Raw genomic sequence first — 23,465 nt, 5'->3', positions numbered from 1 at the left:
CACGCAGCGGGCGGTGGCGCAGGGCGGCGTTAAGGTTAACGCAAGTCCGATGTGGGGGGCGGCGCTTCTCACTTGCCGGAAGGCTTGGGCAGAACCGGGGGCGGTTCGCATAGGCTTTGGCTCGGGACGCCCGCAAGGCCCGGGAGTGGGGGCCGGGGCACGCGCGCGTTTGGAAAGGTGTCAGGGGGCGAGCGCCTCGGCCCGCAGTCGGGGGCGTTCGCGTTGCAGCCACAGCGCGGTGAGGAGCATGGGGCCATTGGTGACTTCGCCCGTGGCGACGAGGTCCATCATCCGGTCGAAGGAGATGAGGTGGCCCCGGATATCCTCGGCCTCTTCCGCCGCGCCGAAGATGCCAGCGCTGCCATCGGGCAGATCGGTCAGGGCGACATAGGAATAGAGGTATTCGCTGACCGCGCCGGGGCTGGGATAATATTCGGCGACGGGCAGAATTGGGCCGAGGGTGAGACCTGCTTCTTCCACCGCCTCGCGCCGGGCGGCCTGTTCCGGGGTTTCGCCGGGGTCGATGCGGCCTGCAATCGCCTCAAGCTGCCAAGCCGCCTGATCGCCGCGCGCGAAAGGGCCGGGGCGGAATTGTTCAACGAGAAGCACGCGGTCGCGGATCGGATCATAGGGCAGGACGGTGACCGCATCGGCCATGACGAAGACTGCGCGATCCTGCGGCGCGCCCATCTGACCTGAGAATTGCCGCCATGCGAGACGCCACTCCTCGACCGCGAAGAAGCGGGCATAGGGGGTCTGGCGGTGGTCCACCGCCACCTCCCCTGCCCCGCCGGGATGGCGCAGGCTGGCGGCTTGGGGGGCGGCGGCACGCACCCGCGCCGCACCGCGGGTGAGCATCGCGCCATAACGGACGGCGACGGCAGACGGCGGCACTTGGCCCATCAGCGCCATGAAATCGCTTGCTGTGGCCACGACCTCGGCCCCGTAGCGGGCGACCCAGTCCGGCAGATGCCAAGCTTCGGCGGGGTGCCAATGGCCGGGTTGGGGCAGATAGACCCGTGCGGTTGTGGGGCCTTCGGGCGTGTCGATGACCCGGTCCACGGCGTCATAGCGAAAGCCGCCTTCGTAGAAATCGAGGCGGGCCACCTCATCCTGCGAGAGGGTGTCGAGGAGGACGCCTTCGGCCATCGCCCCCGCAACGGGATGGATGAGGGGGAAGGCCCCGCCTTCGGCCCAATGGACGGCGTGATCGGCCAGCCTTGCGGGCATGGTGGCGGCGTCCCGGCCCAGAACGGCGGCCAGAAGCGGCGGGTGGCACAGGGTGCCGTAGAAGAAGAAGCGCATCGCTTTGCCCCCGTCCCGGTTCGTGTCAGCGCCAGCGCCGACCCGCAGCCTCGGTCACCATGCCAGCGATGAGGCCGCCAAGGGCAATGGTGGCGAGTGTAGGGGCATTCAGGATCATGCCGCCGAAATCAATGAATTCATTGAAGATGTCGAGAAAGGCATCCATCGGGCCGCGATAGAGGCCGCGCATCGCGACATCAAGCATGGTGCCGGTGGCAAAGGCCAAGATCGCGCAGATGGTGGTGATGGTTGCAGTTCTGAGGCCGGTCATCGCGGCCTCGATCATCGTGCCGCGCGGGGCGGCACCCGATACCATCCAGCCGCAGATTGCCCCCATGGCGATGGAGACAGGGTAGAGGCGGCCCACGCGTTGCGCTTCGGGCAGCAGGTCTTCGATCACGATGCAGACAACCCAAGCAAGGAGGGCGAAACTTAGCGCGGCTACCAGTTTCGCGGCGGTGGGCATGGCGGATGTCTCACTGTGGGCGGGTGACGGTGATCTGCGTTACGTCACAGTTTCCGCCCTGAAAGGCACCTGCGCAAGAGGTGAGGTAGAAGTTCCACATCCGGCGGAAGCGATCGTCGAAGCCCATCTTCGCCACCTCGTCCCAACGGGTGTTGAACGTATCGTGCCAGCGCCGCAGGGTCTGGCTGTAGCTGCCGCCGAATTCGACGGAATGGGCGACGCGGAGGCCTGCCCGTTCCACCTCGGCCCGCAGCGCCATGGGCGAGGGCAGCATGCCGCCGGGGAAGATGTATTTCTGGATGAAATCGACGCCGCGGCGATAGGCTTCCCACCGTCGGTCGGCGATGGTGATGATTTGCAGCGTGGCGTTCTTGCCGGGTTTCAGACGGTCGCGCAGGGTGTTGAAATAGGTGGGCCAATAGCGTTCGCCCACGGCTTCGAACATTTCGATAGAGGCGATGCCGTCGTAAAGGCCGCGTTCGTCGCGGTAATCTTGCAGCTTGATCTCGACCCGATCCGACAGGCCCGCGCGGGCCATGCGTTCGACGGCGTAGTCATATTGTGCGCGGCTGATCGTCAGGCCGGTGACTTTGAGCCCCCGCTCTTTCGCGGCATATTCGGCGAACCCGCCCCAGCCGCAGCCAATCTCGAGCACATGATCGCCGGGGCTGGCGCCCATCTGATCGACCATGGATTTGTATTTCTCGGTCTGCGCGGCCTCGAGGCTTTCTTGCCCGGTGTGGAAGATGGCGCTGGAATAGGTCATCGTTTCATCCAGCCAGAGGCGGTAGAAATCGTTGCCCAGATCGTAGTGGTAGGAAATGTTCTTCTTGGCCTGCCCCTTGCTGTTGGATTGCAGCCAGAAGCGCATGCGTTCGTACAGGCGCAGAAGGCCCATGCCGGGGAAACCGTCGTTGATGCGGTCGTTTTCGGGCAGTTGGACAAGGTCCATGAGCGCCTGAAGATCGGGGCTGGACCACCAGCCTTCCAAGTAAGCGTCGCAAAAGCCCAGATCGCCTTCGCGGATCAGCCGGGCGAAGGTGTCAGGGTTGTGCACCACCACCTCGCCCACCGGTCCCGGCTTGGGCGCATCGACGCGGAAACGCCGCCCGTCGGGCAGGACGAAATCCAGCCGCCCCCGGCCCATGCCTTTGAGCACATCGAAGGCCGAGGCGAAATAGCGCGGCAGGCCGGATTGGCCCTTGATGCTGGTCAGTACGTCCATCGACTCCCCACGTTTCTTCTTTTTTGCGCGTCACAGTTCCAGATACGGTGCCCGCACTCAAGGGTTTCATGCGGGGGATTGCGAGGGATTGGCAAGGGGAAAGCGGCCAAGGCGCGGCCGGTTCGCGCGGTGGTTGCAGGCTTCCCTTGCGTCACCCTGCCCTACCCCTCGGCTCCGCCGCGCGCGGCATAGGCGGCAAGGGCGCGGGCACGGCCTTCGGCCAGATCGACGATCGGGCGCGGATAGGGACGGGTTGGATCGAGGCCCCAGGACCGGGGGGCGGCGTCGAAAAAGGCCCGCGCCTCGGCGCCGGGATTGCGGGACAGTTCGGCGATGAAGCGGCGGCGATAGGCGGCATTTGGGTCGAACTTTTCCACCTGCGTGGCGGGGTTGAAGATGCGGAAATAGGGGGCGGCATCGGGGCCGGAACCTGCTGCCCATTGCCAGCCCATCGCATTGGCGGCGGGGTCCCAGTCGACAAGGCAATCGGCGAACCAGTCGAGGCCCGCCTTCCAATGCGTCATCAGATGCTTGGTCAGATAGGAGGCGACGATCATCCGGCCCCGGTTGTGCATGGTGCCTGTGACGTAGAGTTCGCGCATGGCGGCATCGACGAAGGGTTCCCCGGTCAGGCCGCGTTGCCATGCGGTCAGTTGCGGGCCCGTGGTGGCCCATGGGAAGGCATCCCATTCGGCCTTCCAGTTGCCGGTCGCGATATGCGGGGTGTGGTGGAGGAGGTGATAGGAAAATTCGCGCCAGACCAGTTCCTTGAGGAAGGTTTCGGCCCCGGCGTGGCCCTGTTCGAAGGCGGCAAGGGCAGCGTGCCAAAGGCGACGGATGCCGATCTCGCCATAGGTCAGGTTTTCCGACAGGCGCGAGGTGCCGGGTTCGGCGGGCAAGTCTCGGGCGCTGGCGTAGCGGTCGATGGGGCCAGCGAGGAAATCGTTGAGCCGGGTCATGGCCGCGGCCTCCCCCACCCGGATATGGGCGGCGACGACGGGCGCGCCGCGCCGCATTGCGGCCCCCATGCGCCAGTCGGAGATTTGATCAGAGGCGGGCCAGTGGTCAGGCGCGGGCAGGCGGGCGGGCGCGGGATCGGGGGCCGCAACGGGGATGCCGCGCACCGTCCGCCAATAGGGGGTATAGACGCGGTAGAACCCGCCCTGCCCCGTCTGCACCGTCCAAGGTTCGTGCATCAGGTGGCCTGCGAAACTTTCGGCGCGCAGGCCCTGCCCCTTTAGCGCGGCCTTCACCGCCGTATCGCGGGCCTTGGCGGCAGCATCGTAAAGCCGCGACCATAGAACGCCCGTCGCCCCGGTTTCGGCCACCAGCGCCTCAAGCACCGCCAAGGCCGGGCCGCGCCGCAGGATCAGGCGGGATCCCGCCTCGGCCAGACGGGTGGAGAAGGCCTCTAGCCCCAGACCAAGCCGCCATTTCGGCGCGGCACCAAGGGTTTCGGTTTCTGGGTCAAGGATGAAAACCGGGATCAGGGGCTGACCACTGGCAAGGGCGGCGGTCAGCATCGGCAGGTCATCCAACCGCAGGTCGCGGCGGAACCAAAGGATCAGGGGGGGTGTCATGCGCGCAGTCTTTATTGTTCTGAAAGAGATACGCGCCGCCCGCCCCCCCGGATCACCTTATGGATCAGAGAACCTCATCCAGCGCGGCGATCAGGCGGGCCACGTCATCGGCGCCTGTGTAATGCACGGCACTCATCCTGAGGACGCCTTTCTCAAGGTCAACGCCCATCGCCGTCAGGGGGCGAACGGCGTAGAAATCGCCTGCCCAACAGGCGATCCCCCTGCGGCCGAGTTCTTCGGAGACGGGTTCCGCCGCGCGGCCCAGATCGACGGCGACAGTGGGGGCGCGGTGGGCGGCGTCGCGGGGGCCGATCAGGCGGATGTCATTGCGCGCGGCGAGGTAGTCCAGAAGCGGGGCGATCACCGCCACCTCTTGCGCACGCATGAGGTCATGCACGCCCCGGTTCCGTGCGGCCGCATCGCCGCCGATCCCATGGCGGGCGGCGAGAGCGTCGATGTAATCGGCCATGCCCGCGCAGGCGGCGATCTGGGCATGATCCGGGCCTGCGGGGGTGAAGCGTTTGTAGAGCGTGGCGTTGTTGAAGTAATGCGCCTGCCCCGGCAGCATCATCCCGAACTCTTGCCGGATCACCATGATCCCTTGATGCGGGCCATAGGTCTTGTAGGCCGAGAAGAGATAGACATCGCAGCCGAGTGCCGGGATATCGGGAAAGCCGTGGGGGGCGTAGCTGACGCCATCCACCACCGTATGCGCGCCCGCCGCCCGCGCCATGGCGGTGATGGCGGCGACATCGTTGATCTCGGCCACCACGTTGGAGCAATTGGGAAAGCAGACAAGCCGCACCTTGCCATCGGCGAGCAGTGCCGCGAGGTCTGCGGGGTCGAGCGATCCGGTCTGCGGGTCAAGCCGCCATTCGCGCACCTCGACCCCTTCCTCGGCCAGACGCCGCCAGACGCCGGAATTCGCCTCATGGTCCTGATCTGTCACCACGATGGCTTGGCCCGTGCCCGACAGCCATTTCCGCACCGCTTGGGCCAGCACATAGGTATTGGCGCTGGTCGAGGGGCCAAAGGATACTTCTTCCCGCGCCACGCCCATCAGGGCGGCAAGGCGCGTGCGGGCCTCGTCCATCTCGGCCCCGCCTGCTTGCGCGCCGGGATAGGGGGCATAGGGCTGCACCTTGCGGTCGGTGTAGAAGCGGTGGAGGCGTTCCACCACCTGCGCGCAGGGGTAAGAGCCGCCGGCATTTTCGAAAAAGGCATGGCTGGACAGGACCGGCGAGGCAAAGGCCGGGAATTGCGAGCGGACGAAATCAAGATCAAGCGCGGTCATCGGGGGCATCCCTTCAGGTTTCGGTTTCCACGGGACCGGGGGGCGCGCCCGTCACGGGCGGGCAGGTCCCGATCCGTGGCAGGTCTTCCAGCCAGCCTGCGGCATGTCTGTTCCGCAGGCAGAGGGGCGCAAAGGCCCTTCGCGGGAAGGCGTAGCAAGCCAATGATCGCCGCTCAAGCCCTGAAATGGCGCGAAGCCCCCTGCCATTTTCTGTCTGAACATATCGGCAGGGGGTGAATTGCCGAGGCCAAGAGGGGGCGCGCAGGCCCCCTGCAACGGTGGCCCCAAGCGCCTTAGCGGCGGACGTCAACGACGACGCGGCCCTGCACCGCCCCTTTCAGGATGGCGCGGCCAAGGTCGGGCAGATCGCCCAGCGCGCATTCCTTGACCATCGCCTCAAGCTTGGCCATCGGCAGTTCGGTGGCGATGCGGTTCCATGCGGTGACCCGCTTTGCATAGGGCACAAAGACCGAGTTGATCCCCAGAAGGTTCACGCCGCGCAGGATAAAGGGCGTGACCTTGGCCGGCAGGTCGGCACCCCCGGCAAGGCCGACGGAGGCGACCGAGCAATCCGATTTCATCTGGCCCAGAAGGCGGGCCAGCATCGGGCCGCCGACATTGTCGATGCAGCCGGCCCAAACCTCGGATTCGAGCGGTTTCTTCACGGTTTCGGCCAATTCCTCGCGCGGGACGATGCGGGATGCGCCAAGGTCACGCAGATAGGGTTCGGTTTCCGGGCGGCCAGTAACGGCAGCAACCGCATAGCCACGTTCGGCCAGAAGGGCCACGGCAACCGATCCCACGCCGCCTGCCGCGCCAGTGACCAGCACCTCGCCCAGAGCGGGGGTCAGGCCGTGATCTTCCAGCGCCATGACCGACAGCATGGCGGTAAAGCCCGCCGTCCCCACCGCCATGGCCTGCCGGGTGGACAGGCCTTCGGGCAACGGCACCAGCCAATCGGCCTTGACGCGGGCCTTTTCGGCAAAGCCGCCCCACCAGCTTTCGCCGACGCGCCAGCCTGTAAGGACCACGCGGTCGCCGGGTTTGTAGCGCGGATCATCCGAGGATTCGACAGTGCCCGCAAAATCGATGCCCGGCACATGTGGCCATGCCCGCACCATGCCGCCCCCGGACCCAAGGCAAAGCCCGTCTTTGTAATTGAGCGTTGACCATTCGACCGCGACCGTCACGTCACCCGCGGGCAAACGCGAGTCGTCCAGCATCTGAACACCCGCCGAGGTTGCGCCCGCCTCATCCTTTTCTACCACCAACGCCCTGAACATCCTGTTTCCTTTCCTGCGATCCGGGGCGGAACCAGCCCGATCCAAGCGCCAATGCCCATTCTTTGGGCAAAAAGCACCGCACCAAGCGGCAAACCCGCCCTTTCCCCCTTGCCGTTGCGTCGAACAATTCCAATGTCGATATCGGCTTGAGGCTACCCGATGCCTGAAATAGCGTCACTTCACCATCCGGCTGCAAGGGGAAAAGCGCCGGAAACAAAACAGAGAGGAACCCGAATGCACCTGACCCGCAAGCTGCTTGCCACTGCCGCCACCCTTGTCATCCTGACCGGCGCCGCCCGTGCCGCCGATCCCGAAATGGTCGTCTTCGACTGGGCAGGCTGGGAAATGGATGGGGTGCTGACGGATTACGTCGCAAAGAATGGCCAGAAGCCCACCTATTCCTTCTTTGCCGATGATGACGAAGCGTTCCAGAAAGTGTCTTCGGGCTTCAAATCCGATGTGACCCATCCTTGCGTGGCCAGCCTGCCGCGTTACCGCGAAGCCGGGCTGATCGAGCCTTGGGATGTGTCGAAGATCCCGGAATTCGCCAATATCAATCCGGCCCTTCTGCAGTCGTCCTATGTGCAGGATGCCGAAGGCACGTGGTTCATCCCGACCGACTATGCCTATACCGCCGTGGCCTATAACACGACCGAGGTTCCGGCCGAGGATGTGGCCTCGCTGCAGGTGTTTACCAACGCGAAATATGCAGGCCGCATCTCGCTGCCCGACAATTCGGATGACATCTGGGCGCTGGCCTTCCTTGCCACCGGTCTGACCAGCTGGAACGACGTGACGGATGAGCAGTTCCAGGCGGCAGCCGATTGGCTGCGTTCGGTCCATCCGAATGTGCGCGCCTATTGGTCCGATCCGGCGGAACTGTCGCAGCTGATGGCGACGGGCGAGGTTCTGGTCGCCTGGTCGTGGAATGACGGCGTGGCGCTCTTGCAGGCCGAGAATTTCCCGGTGGGCTTCAACCGCGCGCCGGCGGAAGGGTCCTCCACCTGGTATTGCGGCTATGTGAACATGAAGGATGCGCCCGGGTCGGAAGACAAGGCCTATGACTTCATCAACTCCATGCTGGCGCATGGCTCGGCCCAGACCTTCCTTGAGGAACTGGGCTATGCCCACGCGAACAACGCCGCAATGGCCGATATCCCGCTGGAAGCGCAGCAGGCGGCCTTTGTCGACCCGATCACCACGACGCTTTTGGCGCAAACCCCGGTGACGTCGGAGTTCCGCGAGAAGATGATCCAAGAGTTCGAAAATATCAAAGCCGGGTTCTGATCCGGTTTACCGAGCGGTGACATGCGCCCGGGCCGAAAGGTCCGGGCGTTTTTTCTGGGGCGCGTCACGAATTCGTAACCTTTGATCCGCATCCTGCGGCCATGTTCACCTTGCGCCCCGCCCTTCCCGACGATGCCACCTTCCTTGCCACGCTGGAGCGGCGGCTGATGGAACTCCATGCGCGCGCCCTTTGGGGGCAGTTCCGCCCAGCAGAGATCAGCGCCTTTGACCTATCCAACACGCGCATCGTGATGGTTGATGGCGCAATGGCCGGATACCTCATGCTGGAACGGGCCGAGGATCATTTGCGGCTGCGCAAACTCTATCTCGACCCCGGCTTTCAAGGGCGCGGGATTGGCGGCGCGCTTTTGGCGCTGGCGCGGGACGAGGCGCGGCTTGCGGGTCTTCCCCTTCGACTGAGCGTGCTGCGCCCGAATGCGCGCGCGCAGGCCTTTTACCTGCGCGCCGGCATGGCGTTGCGCGAGACGACGGCAGAGCGGGTCTTTCTCGAATATCCGCCAGAGACCGCCGCCCTGCGCCGCGCGGGGTGAGGCGGGCATCGGGGCTTGTGACCGGCAGCGCCTGACCCTATATTCCCCTCTGTTCGGGGCAACCCGAACTATGGCGATAAACGCACCTGTAATAGACGGCTCGGACCCGGGGGCGGTACCCGGCGGCTCCACCAAACTCACCCGGTCATTGCGGGGGTAAGGGGCCGAAATAGGATCGACGAACGTTCAAAGAGGCCAGCTTTCGCTCGGTGAGGTACCACCGTTATCGGTCCAAGATCACAGTTGCCAATGACAACCGTGCTCCGGTGGCGCTGGCTGCGTAAGCAGCTCGCAATACCAAATCTAAGCCCTTGCGCTTAGCCGCGTAAGGCGGGGTTCGCAGGTACCTGGCAACAGAAACCTGCACTTTCCCATTTTGCACTGGCGTGGATTTGCGGACCTGTCCGGTTCGGTCCCGTTGCGGCCAAGTGGCCCAAAAATCTCCACTGGAGATTTTTCGGATGGGGGTGCGAAAAATTTTCGGGAAAATTTTTCGCGCCGTGTCACGCCCGCAAGACGGCTCCGGGATTGAGAATCCCCATGGGATCGAGCGCCGCTTTCACCGCCCGCATCGCCGCCAATTTCGTCGGGTCGCCATAGCGTTCCAGATCGGCAACCTTCAGCCGCCCGATGCCATGTTCGGCACTGACCGAGCCGCCCATCGCATGGACAAGGTCATGCACCGAGGCCTTGATCGCATCGCGCTGCGCTTCGTGATCGCGGCGGGTGCGTCCGGGGATGGGAAAGACATTGTAATGCAGGTTGCCGTCACCCAGATGGCCGAAGCAGTTGACGCGGAACGCCCCGATCCGGGCCAGCGCGGCATCGGCCTTGGGGATGAACTCTGGCACTGCGGAAAGGGGCAGCGCGATGTCATGCGATGAGATCGCCCCAATCCGGCGATTGGCTTCGGGGATGGTTTCGCGGATGCGCCAGAGCGATTTGCGCTGCGCCTCTGACGCGGCGATCACGCCGTCTTGCACCAGTCCGGCCTCGTCGGCCTCGGCATAGAGGCTGGCCATGACGGCCTCGGCCTCAAAGGCGGAGGGAAGGCCAAGGTCGAGAAGCACGCACCATTCCGGCGCGGTGGGAAAGGGGCAGGTCACTTCGGGCATGGTTTCGGCGAGAAAGTCGAAGCCCATTTTCCCGATCAGTTCAAAGGCCGAGATCATCCCCGGCAGGCGCGCCTGCGCGAGGGTGAGGAGGCGCAGCGCGGCGGCAGGGTCCGGGACCACGAGAAGGGCCGTCACAGACACCGCGGGACGCGGCACCATGCGGAGTGCGGCCGCCGTGATGATGCCGAGCGTGCCTTCGGACCCGATCAGCAGGTGGCGCAGATCGTATCCGGTATTGTCCTTGCGCAGCCGTTTCAGGCCCGCCAGCAGCGATCCGTCGGCCATCACCGCCTCAACCCCCAGACAGAGGTCGCGGGCATTGCCGTGGCGCAGCACGCCGATGCCGCCCGCATTGGTGGCAAGGCAGCCGCCGATCCGGGCCGAGCCTTCGCTGGCAAGTGAGAGCGGGAACATGCGCCCGGCTGCGTCGGCGGCCTGTTGGACCCCGGCGAGGGTCATGCCCGCCTCGACGATCAGCGCATTCTCATCTGGCCAGAGGCCGCGCAGGGCCTGCATGCGTTCCAAGGACAGGATCACCGGGGCGGGGCCTTGGGGCATGATCTGCCCACCGACAAGGCCCGTCCCGCCGCCCCATGGCACGATCCCCACCCGCGCGGCGGCGCAGATCTGGACGATGGTCTGCACTTCGGCTGTGCTGCGCGGGAGGGCGAGGATGCCCCCATGGCCCTGCCAGCGGCCGCGCGGTTCTTCCAGATGGGCGGCATCGGGCGCGCGCAGAGTGCCTTCGGGCAGTCGCGACGCGAGGGTTTCTGCAAAGGCGGCATCGGCGGGGTTGAGCATGGGGCACCTCTTTGCGCCCTACCTAGCCCGCGCGGCTTGGGACGAAAAGACCCGCCTCGGTCAGGGGATGAATTCCGGCTCCAGCACCATGATCGTGGGGCTGCCGGGCAGGTCTTGTAGCGACAGTTCAAGATCCGGGCCGCCCACCTCGACCACTTGGAACTTCCCTTCCATCTCGTCGAGGAAGGTCACCAGCGACGCGCCGGAAAACCAGTGCATCGGGATCACGATGGAGGCGCGGAGGCGCGAGACGACCTCGGCCATCGCCTCGGTTGACATGGTGTAGCCGCCATCCACGGGGACCATCACCACATCAAGTCGCCCGATAGAGGCGTATTGCGCGTCGTCGGGGATCTGGTGGAGGTGGCCGAGATGGCCGATGCACAATCCGCCCGCTTCAAACACGAAGATGGAATTGCCGTCGGCGCGCGCCCCTTCGCCAAAGGGGCCGCGCGTGTCGGTGGTGACGTTGCGAATGAGCATGGAGCCGAGGTCAAGCTCGTGGAAGGCGGGTTTGCCGTCCTGCGGCCAGCCGGGCAGGACATGGGGGATGCGCGGGTCGGGGTTCGATGTCCAATGCGTGGAGTGGGCGTTGTTCATCGTGACCACATCCGGCACGACATCCGGGTTGCCGATGAAGCCTGTATAGTCCGTCACCGCAAGGGTGCCCCCTTCAGCCTCGATCGCGAAGGAGGCGTGGTGAAGAAAGCGGATGCGCACATGGGCGCGGTCAATGGGCGTGCCGATGGAGGCGCGCCAGATCTTTTCGACCGGAATGTTCTGGGCAAGGGCGAAGCAGTTGGAGGGGATGCGGTCCTGCGCGGAGGCCGCGCCTGCGGCGAGAAGGGCGATGGCAGTCATGATCGGCAGAAATGGCGGCATGTCGCGTCCCCAGTGCTGGCCCTGTGCTGGCTGTCCCATGGCAAGATGCAGCAGGGTGGCACAGGGCAAAGGCATGCGCCGTTCACGGTTGCGTCATCGGAGGGCGGAATCAGCCAACATCCGTGCGCCCGCGCCGATCGGTGCGTAGGGCGGCATAAAGCACATGATTGCGCCAGCGGCCTGCGATTTGCAGATAGCTTTGCGCCACGCCTTCATATTTGAATCCGCATTTTTCCAAGACACCGCGAGAGGCCGCGTTCTCCGGCAGGCAGGCGGCTTCGATCCGGCTGAGGTCGAGGCTGGTGAAGGCGTGATGGGTGACCGACAGGATCGCCTCGCGCATATAGCCGCGACGCGAGAAGCGTTCGCCGATCCAATAGCCGAGCGTGCCGGATTGCGCCGGACCCCGGCGGATATTGTCAAGCGTGATGGCCCCCAATAGCGCCTGATCTTCGCGACGGATCAGCAGGAGGGGCAACGCCGTCCCCTGCCCCTCGGCGCGGGCGGCCCAGTAGACGCGGTTGGTAAAGGCGCGGCGGGTGAGGTGGTCACCCGCCCAGACCGGTTCCCATGGCGTGAGGAAGGTGGCGCTTTCTTCGCGCAGCGCCGCCCATGCCTTCCAATCGGCATGTTGCGGCAGGCGCAGCGTCAACCGCTCGGTCTCGATCCGAACCTTGCGGCGGAAGGTCAGCATCACGCGGCGAGCCTTGCCTTGACTGCCTCCAGATCGGGGGCGTCATCGACAGGGCCATAGAGCGCCATGGCGGCCTTGGCACCGACCAATCCTTCGGCATAGGCGCGCACGTCGGCGACCGAGACGGCGTCGATCTTGGCGACGGTTTCTTCCACTCCCGGCACGCGGCCCCAGATCGCCAGCAGGCGGGCATTGCGTTCGGCGCGGCTGGAGGGGCTTTCCAGCCCCATCAGGAGGCCTGCCTTAAGCTGGGCGCGGGCGCGGTTCACCTCGGCTTCGGACATGTCGTCGGCGGCGCGTTTGAGTTCGTCCATGGTCAGGCCGATGAGATCGCCGATCTCTTCCTCGGACGTGCCAGCATAGACGGTGATCTGACCTGTATCTTCATAAGCGCCCGACTGGGCGAAGATGGAATAGCAGAGGCCGCGTTCTTCGCGGATTTTCTGGAAGAGGCGCGAGGACATGCCACCACCCATCGCGGTGGCATAGACCTGCGCGGCATAGACATCGGGCGAGCGATAGCCCGGCCCTTCGAAGGCCAGCGCCACATGGACCTGTTCAAGGTCCTTGATTTCGCGCCGTTCGCCGCCGGCAAAACGGGCGGGGTGGATGCGGGCATTGCCCACGGGTTTCAGATGGCCAAACGTTGCCTCGGCCTGCGCCACGATGGCGTCATGGTCCACGCCGCCTGCCGCGGCAAGGATCATCTGGTCGGGGCCGTAATGTTCGCCCACGAAGGCGCGCAGGTCATCGCGCCCGAAGGCCTGCACCCGTTCGGCGGGGCCAAGGATGGTGCGGCCGAAGGGTTGGTCGGGGTAGCTGACTTCCTGCAACCAGTCGAAGATGATGTCATCTGGCGTATCCAGCGCCTGCCCGATTTCCTGAAGGATGACATGACGTTCGGTTTCGATGTCATCGGCGTTGAACACGGGGTTCAGCACGATGTCAGAGATCACGTCCAGCGCAAGCCCCACATCGGGCGACAGGATGCGGGCGTAATAGGCCGTCATCTCGCGGCTGGTATAGGCGTTGATATAGCCGCCCACATCTTCGATTTCCTCGGCGATGCGGAGGGAGGTGCGCTTCTCGGTGCCCTTGAAGGCCATATGTTCAAGGAAATGGGCAATGCCGTTCTGTTCGGCGCGTTCGTGCCTCCCGCCCGCCGTGACCCAGATGCCCGCCGAGGCCGAGAGGAGGCCCGGCATGTCTTCGGTCACGATGCGCAGGCCGTTTGGAAGCGTGGTGATCTTCAAGCTCAACCGCCGATCCTTTCACGTATCAGGGTTTGCAGCGCGGCCAGATCATTGGCCACGCGGGTGACGCGTTCCGGGCGGTCGAAAAGATCGGCCATCCGGGGGGGCAGCGCAGGCCGGGTGCCCATCGCACCTTCCACCGCATCGGGGAATTTCGCCGGATGCGCCGTGGCCAAGGTGATCATCGGGGCGGTGCCCAGATGTTCTTCGGCCACTTTCACGCCGACGGCGGAATGGGGGCAAAGTACCTCACCCGTGCGGGCGAAGGCAGTGCGGATGGTGGCGGTGGTCTCCTCCTCGGAGCAGCGGCCCGAGCCGAAGGTGGCGCGCAGGGTTTCCAGCGCCCCTTGGGAGATGTGGAAACCGCCCGCTTTGAGTTCGGCCATGAGTTGCGCCACGGCCTTTCCGTCGCGGCCATAGGCATCGAAGAGGGCGCGTTCGAAGTTTGACGAGACCTGAATGTCCATCGACGGGCTGATCGAGGGTTTGACCCCATCCGTCACATAGGCACCGGAGCGGAGGGCGCGGTCGAGGATATCGTTCTGGTTGGTGGCGATGACCAGTTTCTCGATCGGCAGGCCCATCTGGCGGGCGATATAGCCTGCGAAGATGTCGCCGAAATTCCCGGTGGGGACGGTGAAGCTGACCGCGCGATGGGGCGCGCCGAGGGAGACGGCGGAAGAGAAGTAATAGACGACCTGCGCCAGAACGCGCGCCCAGTTGATGGAATTGACGCCCGCCAGCCGCACGCCATCGCGGAAGGCGAAGTCGTTGAACATGTCCTTCACGCGGGCTTGGGCATCGTCGAAATCGCCATCCATGGCGAGCGCATGGACATTGCCTTCGGTCGGCGTCGTCATCTGGCGGCGCTGCACTTCGGACACGCGGCCATGCGGGTAGAGGATGAAGAGATCGACATTGGCAAGGCCGCGAAACGCCTCCATCGCGGCGGACCCGGTGTCGCCTGAGGTGGCGCCGACGATGGTGATGCGGTCCCCCGTCTTGGCCAGCGCCGCCTGCATCATCTGCCCGATCAGCTGCATGGCGAAGTCTTTGAAGGCGAGCGTGGGGCCGTGGAAGAGTTCGAGGAGGAAATGGTTGGGGCCAAGTTGCACGAGGGGCGCGCGGGCGTCATGGCCGAAACCTGCATAGGCCTTGGCGATCAGGCCACGGAATTCGTCATCGGTGAAGGTGGTGCCCAGAAAGGGGCGCATCACGCGGAAGGCCACTTCTTCGTAGGGCAGGCCCGCCAGCGCCGCGATATCGGCCTGAGCCATTTGCGGCACGGTTTCGGGGACGTAAAGGCCGCCGTCGCGGGCAAGGCCGGTCATCATCGCCTCACCGAAGGTCAGGATCGGGGCCGCGCCGCGGGTGGAGATATACTTCATGCTTCTGCCTTCAAACCGTCCGCTGCCTGATACGCCACAGAAGATACGCTGTCATCCCCAGCCAGACGGCGGCGAGCGAAAACCACGTGATGGCGTAGTTCATATGGTCATTGGGAATACCGGAGGAATCCACCGGCATCGGTTCGATCTCGCCACCAGTTGGCCTGCGGGCGACAATAAATGTCGCCTCTGTGTTCAAGGCCTCTGCCATGGCCGCGACATCGCGGGCAAACCACAGGCCCGTTGTGGCATCGGGGGTGGGGGTGTAGCTGTCCACCTCATCGGGCCAGTGGAGGTTGCCTTCCACGCTGGCAGGCCCTGAAACACGCGGGGCGTTGCGGACGTCTTGGCGCAGGAAGCCGCGATCGACGAGGATGCGGCGGGCGTCGGTGGTTTCAAACACCTCGACCACGCGGACGCCGGGGCCGATCTGCTTGCGGCTGACCAGCACGTCGAGATGTTCACCGGTGAAGCGGCCTGTCGCGGTGACGGGAAGGTAACGGTCCGCCTCTGGGTCGGGCGCGGCGGGCAGCGGGATGGGCGCGTCGGCAATGCGCGCGTCGATTTCGGCCAGCACGGATTGCTTCCATGCCAGACGCTGCACCTGCCAAAGCCCGAGCGAGATCAGGATCGCCCCGCCCAGAAGGCCGATCAGGAGGGGGATGATCATGCGGCGGGTCATGCAAACCTCGGTTCAAAAGGAAAGGCGCGCACCCTTTGGGTCCGCGCCTTTCTGCAAGGGGTGGGGGGCGGGGCGCCGCCCCCCGGTTCCGATCCGGCGTCGGGGATCAGCGGCCCCAGACGTAGATCGAAGCGAACAGGAACAGCCAGACCACGTCGACGAAGTGCCAGTACCAAGCGGCGGCCTCGAACCCCACATGCTTTTCGGGGGTGAAATGGCCCTTCATCGCGCGGATCAGGCAGACTGCCAGGAAGATCGTGCCGATGATCACGTGGAAGCCGTGGAAGCCCGTCGCCATGAAGAAGTTGGCGCCATAGATGTTGCCCGCAAAGCCGAAGGCGGCGTGGCTATATTCATAGGCTTGGAAGCCCGTGAAGATGATGCCCAGCGCGATGGCGAGCATCAGGCCGTTGATCAGGTCCTTGCGGTTGTTTTCATGCACGAGGGCATGGTGCGCCCAAGTGGCCGCTGCGCCCGAGCAGAGCAGGATCAGCGTGTTGATGAGCGGCAGGTGCCACGGGTCGAAGGTTTCAATGCCTGCCGGAGGCCAGACACCATCGACGGCGGGGCTGAGCGGGCCCATCGGATACATGGCGTGCTTGAAGAAGGACCAGAACCATGCTGCGAAGAACATGACTTCGGACATGATGAACATGATGAAGCCATAGCGCAGGCCGATGCGGACGACCGGGGTATGGTCGCCCACTTGGCTTTCCTTCACCACATCGGACCACCAAGCGAACATCACGTAAAGGACGCCCGCAAGGCCGATTAGGCCAAGCCACGGCCCCTGCCCGTGCATCCACAGCACGGCGCCAAAGAGCATGAGGAAGGCCGACACCGCCCCCATGAAGGGCCAGATGGACGGCGGGAGGATGTGGTAATCGTGGTTCTTGGCGTGTGCCATTCCGGTTCCCTCGCGTGTTTTTATCAGTTTACCGCGCCATCCGCAGGGGCGGCAAGCGCCGCCTGCTCTTCTGGCAGGGGTGTTTCGTAGAAGGTGTAGGAGAGCGTGATCTCCTTCACGAATGCGCCTTCGGGGTCGTTCACCATTTCGGGATCGACGAAGAAGGACACGGGCATCTGCACCCGTTCGCCCGGTTGCAGCACCTGTTCGGTAAAGCAGAAGCAGGCGATCTTGTCGAAGTAGCCCCCTGCCGCTTCTGGGGCGACATTGAAGCTGGCGGTGCCTGCGACCGGGCGGTCAGTGGGGTTATACGCCTCGTAGAAGGCAAGGGCGTTTTCGCCGATGCGGACGGTCATCTCGCGCTGCACGGGGTGGAATTCCCACGGCATGCCGCGTTCGATGGAGGCGTCGAATTTCACGACCACGGTTTGGTCAAGGATGGTGTCAGGTGCGGCGGCGGCGACGCCGGGGGTGCCGCCAAAGCCGGTGACGCGGCAGAACCAATCATAGAAGGGGACCGCCGCGAAAGAGAGCGAGGCCATCGTGGCCACGACGCCCACAAGATAGAGAGCGGTACGGTTCTGACCGTTCATTGCCCCTCCTTCTGCGCCATTTCCGGGCGCACCGTGTGATCAAAGGCCTGCATCGGGTCGCCGCGCGTGACCTTGACCACCGTCAGAGCGAAGACCAGCAGGATGAACAGGCCCAGCGTCACCGCCACGCCGACATTGCGGCCGAGGCGGCGCTTGTGCAGGTCATGTTCCGGGGGAAAGGCCATCACCAGCCCCCCATGCCATAGGGCCGCAGCGCCGCTTCGGCGAGGAAGGCCCCGAAATGCAAGAACAGGTAGTAAAGCGAGAAGCGGAAGACCGATTTCTCGACGGCGTAATTGTCGGCCTCGGCCACCGCCTCATCCCGCCGCCAGATACGCCATGCGCCAAGCAGGAACCAGCCGTTCAAGAGAATCGACGCGGTCAGATAGATCGGCCCGCCGATGGAGGTGAAGCCCGCGCCAAGGGCGACGGGGATCAGAAGAAACGTGTAGACAAGGATATGGGTCCGCGTCGCCTTGCGCCCGTGAGTCACGGTCAGCATGGGCACGCCCGCCTTGGAATAGTCATCCTTCATGAAAAGCGCGAGCGCCCAGAAATGCGGCGGCGTCCACATGAAGATCAGCGCGAACATCAGAAGGCTTTCGACCGACACGGTCCCGGTGGCGCAGGCCCAGCCGATCATGGGCGGGAAAGCCCCGGCCGCGCCGCCGATCACGATGTTCTGCGGCGTGGAGCGTTTCAGCCACATCGAATAGATGACGGCATAGAAGAAGATGGTGAAGGCCAGAAGCCCCGCCGACAGCCAGTTCGCCGCCAGACCCAGCATCAGCACGGCAAGCCCCGAAAGGCCAAGGCCGACGGCCAGTGCCTCGCCCGCTTCGACCTTGCCCGCAGGGACCGGGCGGCCTTTGGTGCGGCGCATGACGGCGTCGATATCGGCATCCCACCACATGTTCAGCGCACCCGAGGCCCCTGCCCCCAGCGCGATAAAGAGGATGGAGGCGAAGGCGATGACGGGATGGACCGAAACCGGTGCCACCAGAAGGCCCACCAGCGCCGTAAAGACGACAAGCGACATCACGCGCGGCTTCAGAAGCTGCACGTAATCGCCGAAACCCGCCTCACCCGGCTGTTCGTAGGCGCGGATATCGCTCATGCTTCGATCCTTCCGGTGGGAGAACGGCCCCGGCAGATCGGGGCCGTGCCTGCCTTTTCGCCTGTAAAGATCAGTTCGAGGCCAATTCAACCGGCTGCGCCAGATCGGCGGCAGACAGCATCACATCACCCGCTTCGGCCTTGGCGACCCAAGCGGCATAGACGTCTTCGGACACGACCTTGACGGTGATCGGCATATAGGCGTGGTCCTTGCCGCAAAGCTCCGAGCACTGGCCGAAATAGATGCCTTCGCGTTCCGCGCTGAACCAAAGCTGCGCCAGACGGCCCGGAACCGCATCCTGCATCACGCCAAAGGCCGGGATTTTCCACGAATGGATCACATCGGCGGCGGTGACGTTCATCACGATGGTCTTGCCCACGGGAACGACAACGGCGGTATCGGTGGCCAGCAGATAGGCGCTGTCTTCATAGCCATGCGCCGCAAGATCTTCGCGCGCCAGCATGAAGCTGTCGAAGGCGATCGGCTCTGCCTCGGCGTCTTCGGTCACGCCGTTATCGGTGTATTCGTAGGACCAGTACCACTGGTTGCCGATCACCTTGATGGTGATGTCGGCCGTCGGGATTTCCTGCTGCTTGAACAGAACGGGCAGCGAGAAGGCGCCGATGAAGACAAGGATCAGGATCGGGATCACCGTCCATGCCACTTCCAGCGGGGAGTTGTGCGTGAAGGTGGCCGGGGTCTTGTTGGCCTTGGTGTTGTAGCGGATCATCACCCAGATCAGCAGGCCGGTCACGAAGATCGTGATGACCGTGATGATGATCAGGATCATGTGGTCGAGCCCTTGCAGATCGCGGGCCAATTCCGTGGCCGCGGGCTGGAAGCCCATCTTCTGCGGCAGGGGCTGCCCCACCACCTCAAGCCCTTGCGCGAAAGCCGCGCCGGACAGAAGCGAGCCGAGGCCGGACGCGGCCACTGCTTTGAAAATGGTCGAATGACGCATGGTCTTATCCCGTTCGAGTGCGCGGCCTTGCGCCGCTGCTTCTTTGCCCGCCTGCCGCCCGCAACTGACGATCAGACGAGAATCCCGTTGTTTCCCGACCGCTTGAAACCATATTAGGGGCTGCGCGGCAAGCCAAACCGTTGCGGCAAATGCGCGCCGTTTGACACAGATCAAGGACATCGCCATGACCGACGCCCCCTTCCGCCCCTTTGAGACGGCGCTGGACGAAGGGGCCGCGCTGGCCCTGCTGCGGCAGGCCACGGCGGGGGCCGAGGATGGCGAATTGTTCCTTGAACGCAAGCGGAGCGAGGCCATCGTTCTGGATGACGGGCGGATCAAGACGGCGTCCTATGATGCCTCTGAAGGGTTCGGCCTGCGCGCGGTGAAGGGCGAGGTCGCGGGCTATGCCCATTCGACCGAAATTTCGGAACGCGCGCTGCGCCGGGCGGTGGATACGGCGCGGCTGGCGGTGGGCGCAGGCGGGGGCACCTTGGCCGCTGCGCCGCAGGGGACGAATCTGCGGCTTTACGGCGATGCCGATCCGATGGCGGATGCGAGTTTTCCGGTGAAGATCGACCTTCTGAAAGAGATTGATGCCTATGCGCGCGGCCTTGATCCGCGGGTGGTGCAGGTGTCGGCCACCCTGTCCGCCGGGTTGCAGGAGGTGGAGATTCTGCGCCCCGAGGGCCTGCGCTTGGCCGATATCCGCCCCATGGCGCGGCTGAATGTGTCGGTGATCGTGGAACAGGGCGGGCGGCGCGAACAGGGCGGCATGGGCAGCGGCGGACGCTTTGGCCTTGCCGCGCTGATGGAACCCGCGCGCTGGAAACCCATGGTGGATGAGGCGCTGCGGATTGCCGTGGTGAACCTTGACGCGGTGCCCGCACCTGCAGGGGTGATGGATGTGGTCCTCGGCCCCGGCTGGCCCGGCATCCTGCTGCATGAGGCGATCGGACATGGGCTGGAGGGGGATTTCAACCGCAAACAGACCTCTGCCTTTGCCGGGCTGATGGGGCAGCGGATCGCAGCGCCCGGGGTGACGGTGCTGGATGACGGCACGCTGCCGGATCGGCGCGGGTCGATCAGCATCGATGACGAGGGCACGCCCTCGGCGCGGAATGTGCTGATCGAGGATGGCATCCTTGTGGGCTATATGCAGGATCGGCAGAACGCGCGCCTGATGGGGGTGGCTGCCACGGGGAACGGGCGGCGCGAAAGTTTCGCCCATATCCCGATGCCGCGCATGACAAATACCTACATGCTGGCGGGTCAGGAGGACCCGGCGGTGATCCTTGCCGGCCTGAAGGACGGGATCTATGCCGTGGGCTTTGGCGGCGGGCAGGTGGACATCACCAACGGCAAATTCGTGTTCAGCTGCACCGAGGCCTACCGCGTGCAGAACGGCAAGCTGGGCGCTCCGGTCAAGGGCGCGACGCTGATCGGCGACGGGGCCACCGCGTTGAAGCAGATCCGCGCCATCGGCAATGACCTCGCGCTGGACCCCGGCATCGGGAATTGCGGCAAGGCGGGGCAATGGGTTCCGGTGGGGGTGGGCCAGCCCACGCTTTTGATCGGCGGGCTGACGGTGGGCGGGGCTGCGGCCTGATCGCCCTGAGGCATCTGTAGACGGGGGGCTGTCTGCCCCCCAAACCCCCAGCAGGCGCACAGGGGGGGTACAAAGCCCCCCTGCCCCGCTGGCAACCCCGCGCCCTAGCGGGTGAATTTTCCCTTCAGCGCATCGGCAAAGGCATTGCCTCCGCCACCCGTCTTGGGGGCTGCGTTCATCGGCCCACGCGGCGGTTGCCCCTTCGGGGGCGCGGCGCGGCGGTCCTGTGCGGCCTCGCGCGCCTCGCCGGATTGGGATTTCATCGTCAGGCCGATCCGTTTTCTGGGCACGTCCACCTCGACCACGCGGACCTTCACCACATCGCCTGCTTTCACCACCTCATGCGGGTCTTTCACGAAACGGTCGGCGAGTTGGCTGACATGCACCAGACCGTCCTGATGCACGCCGATATCAACGAAGGCCCCGAAGGCCGCGACATTGGTGACGGTGCCTTCCAAAAGCATGCCGGGTTTCAGGTCGGATATTTCGTTCACCCCTTCGGTGAAGGTTGCCGTCTTGAAGGACGGGCGCGGGTCGCGGCCGGGTTTTTCCAACTCGGCCAATATGTCCTTCACGGTGGGCAGGCCGAAACGGTCATCGACAAAGCGTTTGGGATCGACGGATTTCAGCGCCGCCGCATCGCCCATCAGCGCGCGGATATCGCGTCCGCAGGCCGCCACGATGCGGCGGGCGACATCATAGGCCTCGGGGTGGACGGATGAGGCGTCGAGCGGTTCGGCCCCATCGGGGATGCGCAGGAAGCCTGCGGCCTGTTCAAAGGCCTTGGGGCCAAGGCGCGCGACCTTGAGCAGATCGCGGCGCGTGCGGAAGGGGCCGTTCTGATCGCGGTGGGTGACGATCGCCTCGGCCAGTGACGGGCCCACGCCTGACACGCGCGCGAGGAGCGGCGCGGAGGCGGTGTTCAGGTCGACGCCAACCGCGTTCACCGCATCTTCGACCACCGCCTCAAGCGATTTGCCAAGGCGGTGCTGATCGACGTCGTGCTGATACTGGCCGACGCCGATGGATTTGGGTTCGATCTTTACCAGTTCGGCCAGTGGATCTTGCAGGCGGCGGGCGATGGAGACGGCGCCGCGAAGGCTGACATCCAGACCGGGGAATTCCTTGGCGGCGAGTTCGGAGGCGGAATAGACCGAGGCGCCTGCCTCACTCACGATCACTTTCACCGGCTTTTCGGTCCCCGGCAGGACGGCAAGGAGGTCGGCCACCATCTTTTCCGTCTCGCGGCTGGCGGTGCCGTTGCCGATGGCGATGAGTTGGACCTTGTGCTTGGAGATGAGCTGCGCCAGCGCCACCTGCGCGCCGCGCAGATCGTTCTTGGGCTGGAACGGATAGACGGTGTCGGTGGCCAGAACCTTGCCCGTGGCATCCACGACCGCGACCTTGACGCCCGTGCGGATGCCGGGATCAAGGCCCATGGTGGCCTTGCCCCCGGCAGGGGCGGCAAGGAGCAGGTCTTTCAGATTGCGGGCGAAGACGCGGATCGCCTCTTCCTCGGCCCTCTCGCGCATCTCGGCCATCAGGTCGAGGGTGAGGGAGGTGCGGATTTTCACCCGCCAAGCCCAGGCGGCGGCGTCGCGCAGCCATTGGTCGCCGGCGCCGCGTGTGGCGGCTTGCAGGACGGCGGCGCAGGCGCGTTCGGCGGGGCTTTCGCCTTTGGGGGCGTCGGCGTCAATGTCCAGATCGATGGCGAGGATGCCTTCGTTACGGCCCCGGAGCATGGCCAGAACGCGGTGCGAGGGGGCGGTGGCCCAAACCTCGGAATGCGCGAAATAGTCAGAAAATTTGGCGCCTTCGGACTCTTTCCCCTCCACCACCTTGGCGGTGAGTTTGGCCACCTGTTTCATATGGCTGCGCAGGCGGCCCAGAAGATCGGCGTTTTCGGCAAGGCCTTCGGCAAGGATGTCGCGCGCGCCTTCAAGGGCGGATTTGGTGTCGGCGACGGCCTCGGTTATGAAGCCCGTGGCCAGTTGCGCCGGATCGGCGGCACGGTCGGCGAGGATGGCATCCAGAAGCGGGCCAAGGCCGTTTTCGCGGGCAATCATCGCGCGGGTGCGGCGTTTGGGTTTGTAGGGAAGGTAGATGTCTTCCAGTTCCGCCTTGGTCGCGGCCTTGAGGATGGCGGCGTTCAGCCCGTCGGTCATCTTGCCCTGTTCGGTGATGGAAGACAGGATCGCGGCGCGGCGGGCCTCCATCTCGCGCAGGTAGGCGAGACGGTCGGACAGGGTGCGCAGTTGCGTGTCATCCAGCCCGCCCGTCACCTCTTTGCGGTAGCGCGCGACGAAGGGGACGGTTGCGCCTTCGTCCAGAAGGCCGATGGCGGCGGCCACCTGCGCGGGCTGCGCGCCGATTTCGGCGGCGATGATCTGGGGGATGCGGCGGGCGGTGTCGAGGGTCATGGGCGTCCTGTGAAGGGGGCTTTCGGGGGCCGAGTCATCGGGGGCGCGACCATAG

21 protein-coding genes and 1 other RNA gene are annotated in these 23,465 nt (G+C 64.9%); 4 read left to right on the top strand and 18 right to left on the bottom strand.

Annotation, left to right across the window (positions count from 1 at the left end):
- Positions 1–180: 180 nt before the first annotated feature.
- The 6 genes from QF092_RS01590 to QF092_RS01565 all read right to left on the bottom strand — a co-directional run bounded on the left by QF092_RS01590 (position 181) and on the right by QF092_RS01565 (position 7,153).
- Positions 181–1,305, bottom strand: coding sequence for an NUDIX domain-containing protein (locus tag QF092_RS01590; RefSeq protein ID WP_281466967.1), 1,125 nt, complete (start codon positions 1,303–1,305; stop codon positions 181–183).
- A gap of 25 nt (positions 1,306–1,330) precedes the next feature.
- Complete coding sequence (locus QF092_RS01585; protein WP_281466965.1) at positions 1,331–1,771, bottom strand: TrgA family protein; 441 nt, start codon at positions 1,769–1,771, stop codon at positions 1,331–1,333.
- Between the two features lie 10 nt (positions 1,772–1,781).
- Positions 1,782–2,996, bottom strand: a complete 1,215-nt coding sequence (locus QF092_RS01580) for a class I SAM-dependent methyltransferase (RefSeq protein WP_281466963.1) — start codon at positions 2,994–2,996, stop codon at positions 1,782–1,784.
- Positions 2,997–3,157: 161 nt separating this feature from the next.
- Entirely contained in the window at positions 3,158–4,576 is a 1,419-nt protein-coding gene (locus QF092_RS01575; RefSeq protein ID WP_281466961.1) for a cryptochrome/photolyase family protein, read from the bottom strand.
- 64 nt (positions 4,577–4,640) lie between these two features.
- On the bottom strand, positions 4,641–5,870 hold the full coding sequence (locus tag QF092_RS01570; RefSeq protein ID WP_281466959.1) for an aminotransferase class V-fold PLP-dependent enzyme: 1,230 nt from the start codon (positions 5,868–5,870) through the stop codon (positions 4,641–4,643).
- 293 nt (positions 5,871–6,163) lie between these two features.
- Positions 6,164–7,153: an MDR family oxidoreductase gene (locus tag QF092_RS01565; RefSeq protein WP_281466957.1), complete on the bottom strand. Its 990-nt coding sequence runs from the start codon at positions 7,151–7,153 to the stop codon at positions 6,164–6,166.
- A gap of 234 nt (positions 7,154–7,387) precedes the next feature.
- Between QF092_RS01565 and QF092_RS01560 the strand changes: the two genes are divergently transcribed.
- The 3 genes from QF092_RS01560 (at position 7,388) to ssrA (ending at position 9,359) form a co-directional block, all read left to right on the top strand.
- Positions 7,388–8,440, top strand: a complete 1,053-nt coding sequence (locus QF092_RS01560; protein WP_281466955.1) for an ABC transporter substrate-binding protein — start codon at positions 7,388–7,390, stop codon at positions 8,438–8,440.
- A gap of 101 nt (positions 8,441–8,541) precedes the next feature.
- Entirely contained in the window at positions 8,542–8,991 is a 450-nt protein-coding gene (locus QF092_RS01555) for a GNAT family N-acetyltransferase (RefSeq protein ID WP_281466954.1), read from the top strand.
- Between the two features lie 11 nt (positions 8,992–9,002).
- Positions 9,003–9,359, top strand: a transfer-messenger RNA (tmRNA) gene (gene ssrA, locus QF092_RS01550).
- Positions 9,360–9,494: 135 nt separating this feature from the next.
- Here ssrA and QF092_RS01545 read toward each other — a convergent pair.
- The 11 genes from QF092_RS01545 to coxB all read right to left on the bottom strand — a co-directional run bounded on the left by QF092_RS01545 (position 9,495) and on the right by coxB (position 19,384).
- Complete coding sequence (locus QF092_RS01545) at positions 9,495–10,907, bottom strand: FAD-binding oxidoreductase (protein ID WP_281466952.1); 1,413 nt, start codon at positions 10,905–10,907, stop codon at positions 9,495–9,497.
- A 60-nt stretch (positions 10,908–10,967) separates the two neighbouring features.
- On the bottom strand, positions 10,968–11,789 hold the full coding sequence (locus QF092_RS01540; RefSeq protein ID WP_281470126.1) for an MBL fold metallo-hydrolase: 822 nt from the start codon (positions 11,787–11,789) through the stop codon (positions 10,968–10,970).
- Positions 11,790–11,898: 109 nt separating this feature from the next.
- Positions 11,899–12,483, bottom strand: a complete 585-nt coding sequence (locus QF092_RS01535; RefSeq protein WP_281466950.1) for a GNAT family N-acetyltransferase — start codon at positions 12,481–12,483, stop codon at positions 11,899–11,901.
- Entirely contained in the window at positions 12,483–13,742 is a 1,260-nt protein-coding gene (locus tag QF092_RS01530) for a M16 family metallopeptidase (RefSeq protein WP_281466948.1), read from the bottom strand. The genes QF092_RS01535 and QF092_RS01530 overlap by 1 nt, the downstream gene beginning before the upstream one ends.
- The gene (gene thrC, locus QF092_RS01525) at positions 13,739–15,124 is read right to left on the bottom strand and encodes a threonine synthase (protein WP_281466946.1); all 1,386 of its coding nucleotides are present in this window, start codon (positions 15,122–15,124) and stop codon (positions 13,739–13,741) included. Before thrC ends, QF092_RS01530 begins: the two co-directional genes overlap by 4 nt.
- A gap of 10 nt (positions 15,125–15,134) precedes the next feature.
- Positions 15,135–15,806, bottom strand: coding sequence for an SURF1 family protein (locus QF092_RS01520; protein WP_281466944.1), 672 nt, complete (start codon positions 15,804–15,806; stop codon positions 15,135–15,137).
- Positions 15,807–15,912: 106 nt separating this feature from the next.
- Positions 15,913–16,713, bottom strand: coding sequence for a cytochrome c oxidase subunit 3 (locus tag QF092_RS01515; RefSeq protein ID WP_281466942.1), 801 nt, complete (start codon positions 16,711–16,713; stop codon positions 15,913–15,915).
- Positions 16,714–16,736: 23 nt separating this feature from the next.
- Positions 16,737–17,306: a cytochrome c oxidase assembly protein gene (locus tag QF092_RS01510; RefSeq protein ID WP_281466940.1), complete on the bottom strand. Its 570-nt coding sequence runs from the start codon at positions 17,304–17,306 to the stop codon at positions 16,737–16,739.
- The gene (locus QF092_RS01505; RefSeq protein WP_281466938.1) at positions 17,303–17,491 is read right to left on the bottom strand and encodes a hypothetical protein; all 189 of its coding nucleotides are present in this window, start codon (positions 17,489–17,491) and stop codon (positions 17,303–17,305) included. The genes QF092_RS01510 and QF092_RS01505 overlap by 4 nt, the downstream gene beginning before the upstream one ends.
- A complete protein-coding gene (cyoE, locus tag QF092_RS01500; RefSeq protein ID WP_281466936.1) occupies positions 17,491–18,423 on the bottom strand; it encodes a heme o synthase in 933 nt (310 codons plus the stop codon). Before cyoE ends, QF092_RS01505 begins: the two co-directional genes overlap by 1 nt.
- Positions 18,424–18,493: 70 nt before the next feature.
- Entirely contained in the window at positions 18,494–19,384 is an 891-nt protein-coding gene (gene coxB, locus QF092_RS01495) for a cytochrome c oxidase subunit II (protein ID WP_281466934.1), read from the bottom strand.
- Positions 19,385–19,568: 184 nt separating this feature from the next.
- Between coxB and tldD the strand changes: the two genes are divergently transcribed.
- Positions 19,569–20,990, top strand: a complete 1,422-nt coding sequence (gene tldD / locus QF092_RS01490; protein WP_281466932.1) for a metalloprotease TldD — start codon at positions 19,569–19,571, stop codon at positions 20,988–20,990.
- 104 nt (positions 20,991–21,094) lie between these two features.
- On the opposite strand, the gene QF092_RS01485 is transcribed toward tldD, so the two are convergent.
- Positions 21,095–23,410 (bottom strand): Tex family protein, encoded by a 2,316-nt coding sequence (locus tag QF092_RS01485; protein ID WP_281466930.1) that lies wholly within the window; start codon positions 23,408–23,410, stop codon positions 21,095–21,097.
- Positions 23,411–23,465: the final 55 nt, after the last annotated feature.

Source organism: Fuscovulum ytuae, from assembly GCF_029953595.1.
GTDB classification, from domain to species: domain Bacteria; phylum Pseudomonadota; class Alphaproteobacteria; order Rhodobacterales; family Rhodobacteraceae; genus Paragemmobacter; species Paragemmobacter ytuae.
Note: the sequence above shows the minus strand (reverse complement) of the source record. Positions and strands in the feature narration are given on the sequence as shown.

Excerpts from the sequence above, each read along its gene's own strand:
- QF092_RS01580 (WP_281466963.1), bottom strand. The coding sequence starts at position 2,996 with ATGGACGTACTGACCAGCATCAAGGGCCAATCCGGCCTGCCGCGCTAT.
- QF092_RS01570 (WP_281466959.1), bottom strand. The coding sequence starts at position 5,870 with ATGACCGCGCTTGATCTTGATTTCGTCCGCTCGCAATTCCCGGCCTTT.
- cyoE (WP_281466936.1), bottom strand. The coding sequence starts at position 18,423 with ATGAGCGATATCCGCGCCTACGAACAGCCGGGTGAGGCGGGTTTCGGC.
- tldD (WP_281466932.1), top strand. The coding sequence starts at position 19,569 with ATGACCGACGCCCCCTTCCGCCCCTTTGAGACGGCGCTGGACGAAGGG.
- QF092_RS01520 (WP_281466944.1), bottom strand. The coding sequence starts at position 15,806 with ATGACCCGCCGCATGATCATCCCCCTCCTGATCGGCCTTCTGGGCGGG.
- QF092_RS01585 (WP_281466965.1), bottom strand. The coding sequence starts at position 1,771 with ATGCCCACCGCCGCGAAACTGGTAGCCGCGCTAAGTTTCGCCCTCCTT.
- QF092_RS01575 (WP_281466961.1), bottom strand. The coding sequence starts at position 4,576 with ATGACACCCCCCCTGATCCTTTGGTTCCGCCGCGACCTGCGGTTGGAT.
- QF092_RS01515 (WP_281466942.1), bottom strand. The coding sequence starts at position 16,713 with ATGGCACACGCCAAGAACCACGATTACCACATCCTCCCGCCGTCCATC.
- QF092_RS01555 (WP_281466954.1), top strand. The coding sequence starts at position 8,542 with ATGTTCACCTTGCGCCCCGCCCTTCCCGACGATGCCACCTTCCTTGCC.
- QF092_RS01485 (WP_281466930.1), bottom strand. The coding sequence starts at position 23,410 with ATGACCCTCGACACCGCCCGCCGCATCCCCCAGATCATCGCCGCCGAA.
- QF092_RS01590 (WP_281466967.1), bottom strand. The coding sequence starts at position 1,305 with ATGCGCTTCTTCTTCTACGGCACCCTGTGCCACCCGCCGCTTCTGGCC.
- QF092_RS01565 (WP_281466957.1), bottom strand. The coding sequence starts at position 7,153 with ATGTTCAGGGCGTTGGTGGTAGAAAAGGATGAGGCGGGCGCAACCTCG.
- QF092_RS01560 (WP_281466955.1), top strand. The coding sequence starts at position 7,388 with ATGCACCTGACCCGCAAGCTGCTTGCCACTGCCGCCACCCTTGTCATC.
- coxB (WP_281466934.1), bottom strand. The coding sequence starts at position 19,384 with ATGCGTCATTCGACCATTTTCAAAGCAGTGGCCGCGTCCGGCCTCGGC.
- QF092_RS01535 (WP_281466950.1), bottom strand. The coding sequence starts at position 12,483 with ATGCTGACCTTCCGCCGCAAGGTTCGGATCGAGACCGAGCGGTTGACG.
- QF092_RS01545 (WP_281466952.1), bottom strand. The coding sequence starts at position 10,907 with ATGCTCAACCCCGCCGATGCCGCCTTTGCAGAAACCCTCGCGTCGCGA.
- thrC (WP_281466946.1), bottom strand. The coding sequence starts at position 15,124 with ATGAAGTATATCTCCACCCGCGGCGCGGCCCCGATCCTGACCTTCGGT.
- QF092_RS01510 (WP_281466940.1), bottom strand. The coding sequence starts at position 17,306 with ATGAACGGTCAGAACCGTACCGCTCTCTATCTTGTGGGCGTCGTGGCC.
- QF092_RS01540 (WP_281470126.1), bottom strand. The coding sequence starts at position 11,789 with ATGCCGCCATTTCTGCCGATCATGACTGCCATCGCCCTTCTCGCCGCA.
- QF092_RS01505 (WP_281466938.1), bottom strand. The coding sequence starts at position 17,491 with ATGGCCTTTCCCCCGGAACATGACCTGCACAAGCGCCGCCTCGGCCGC.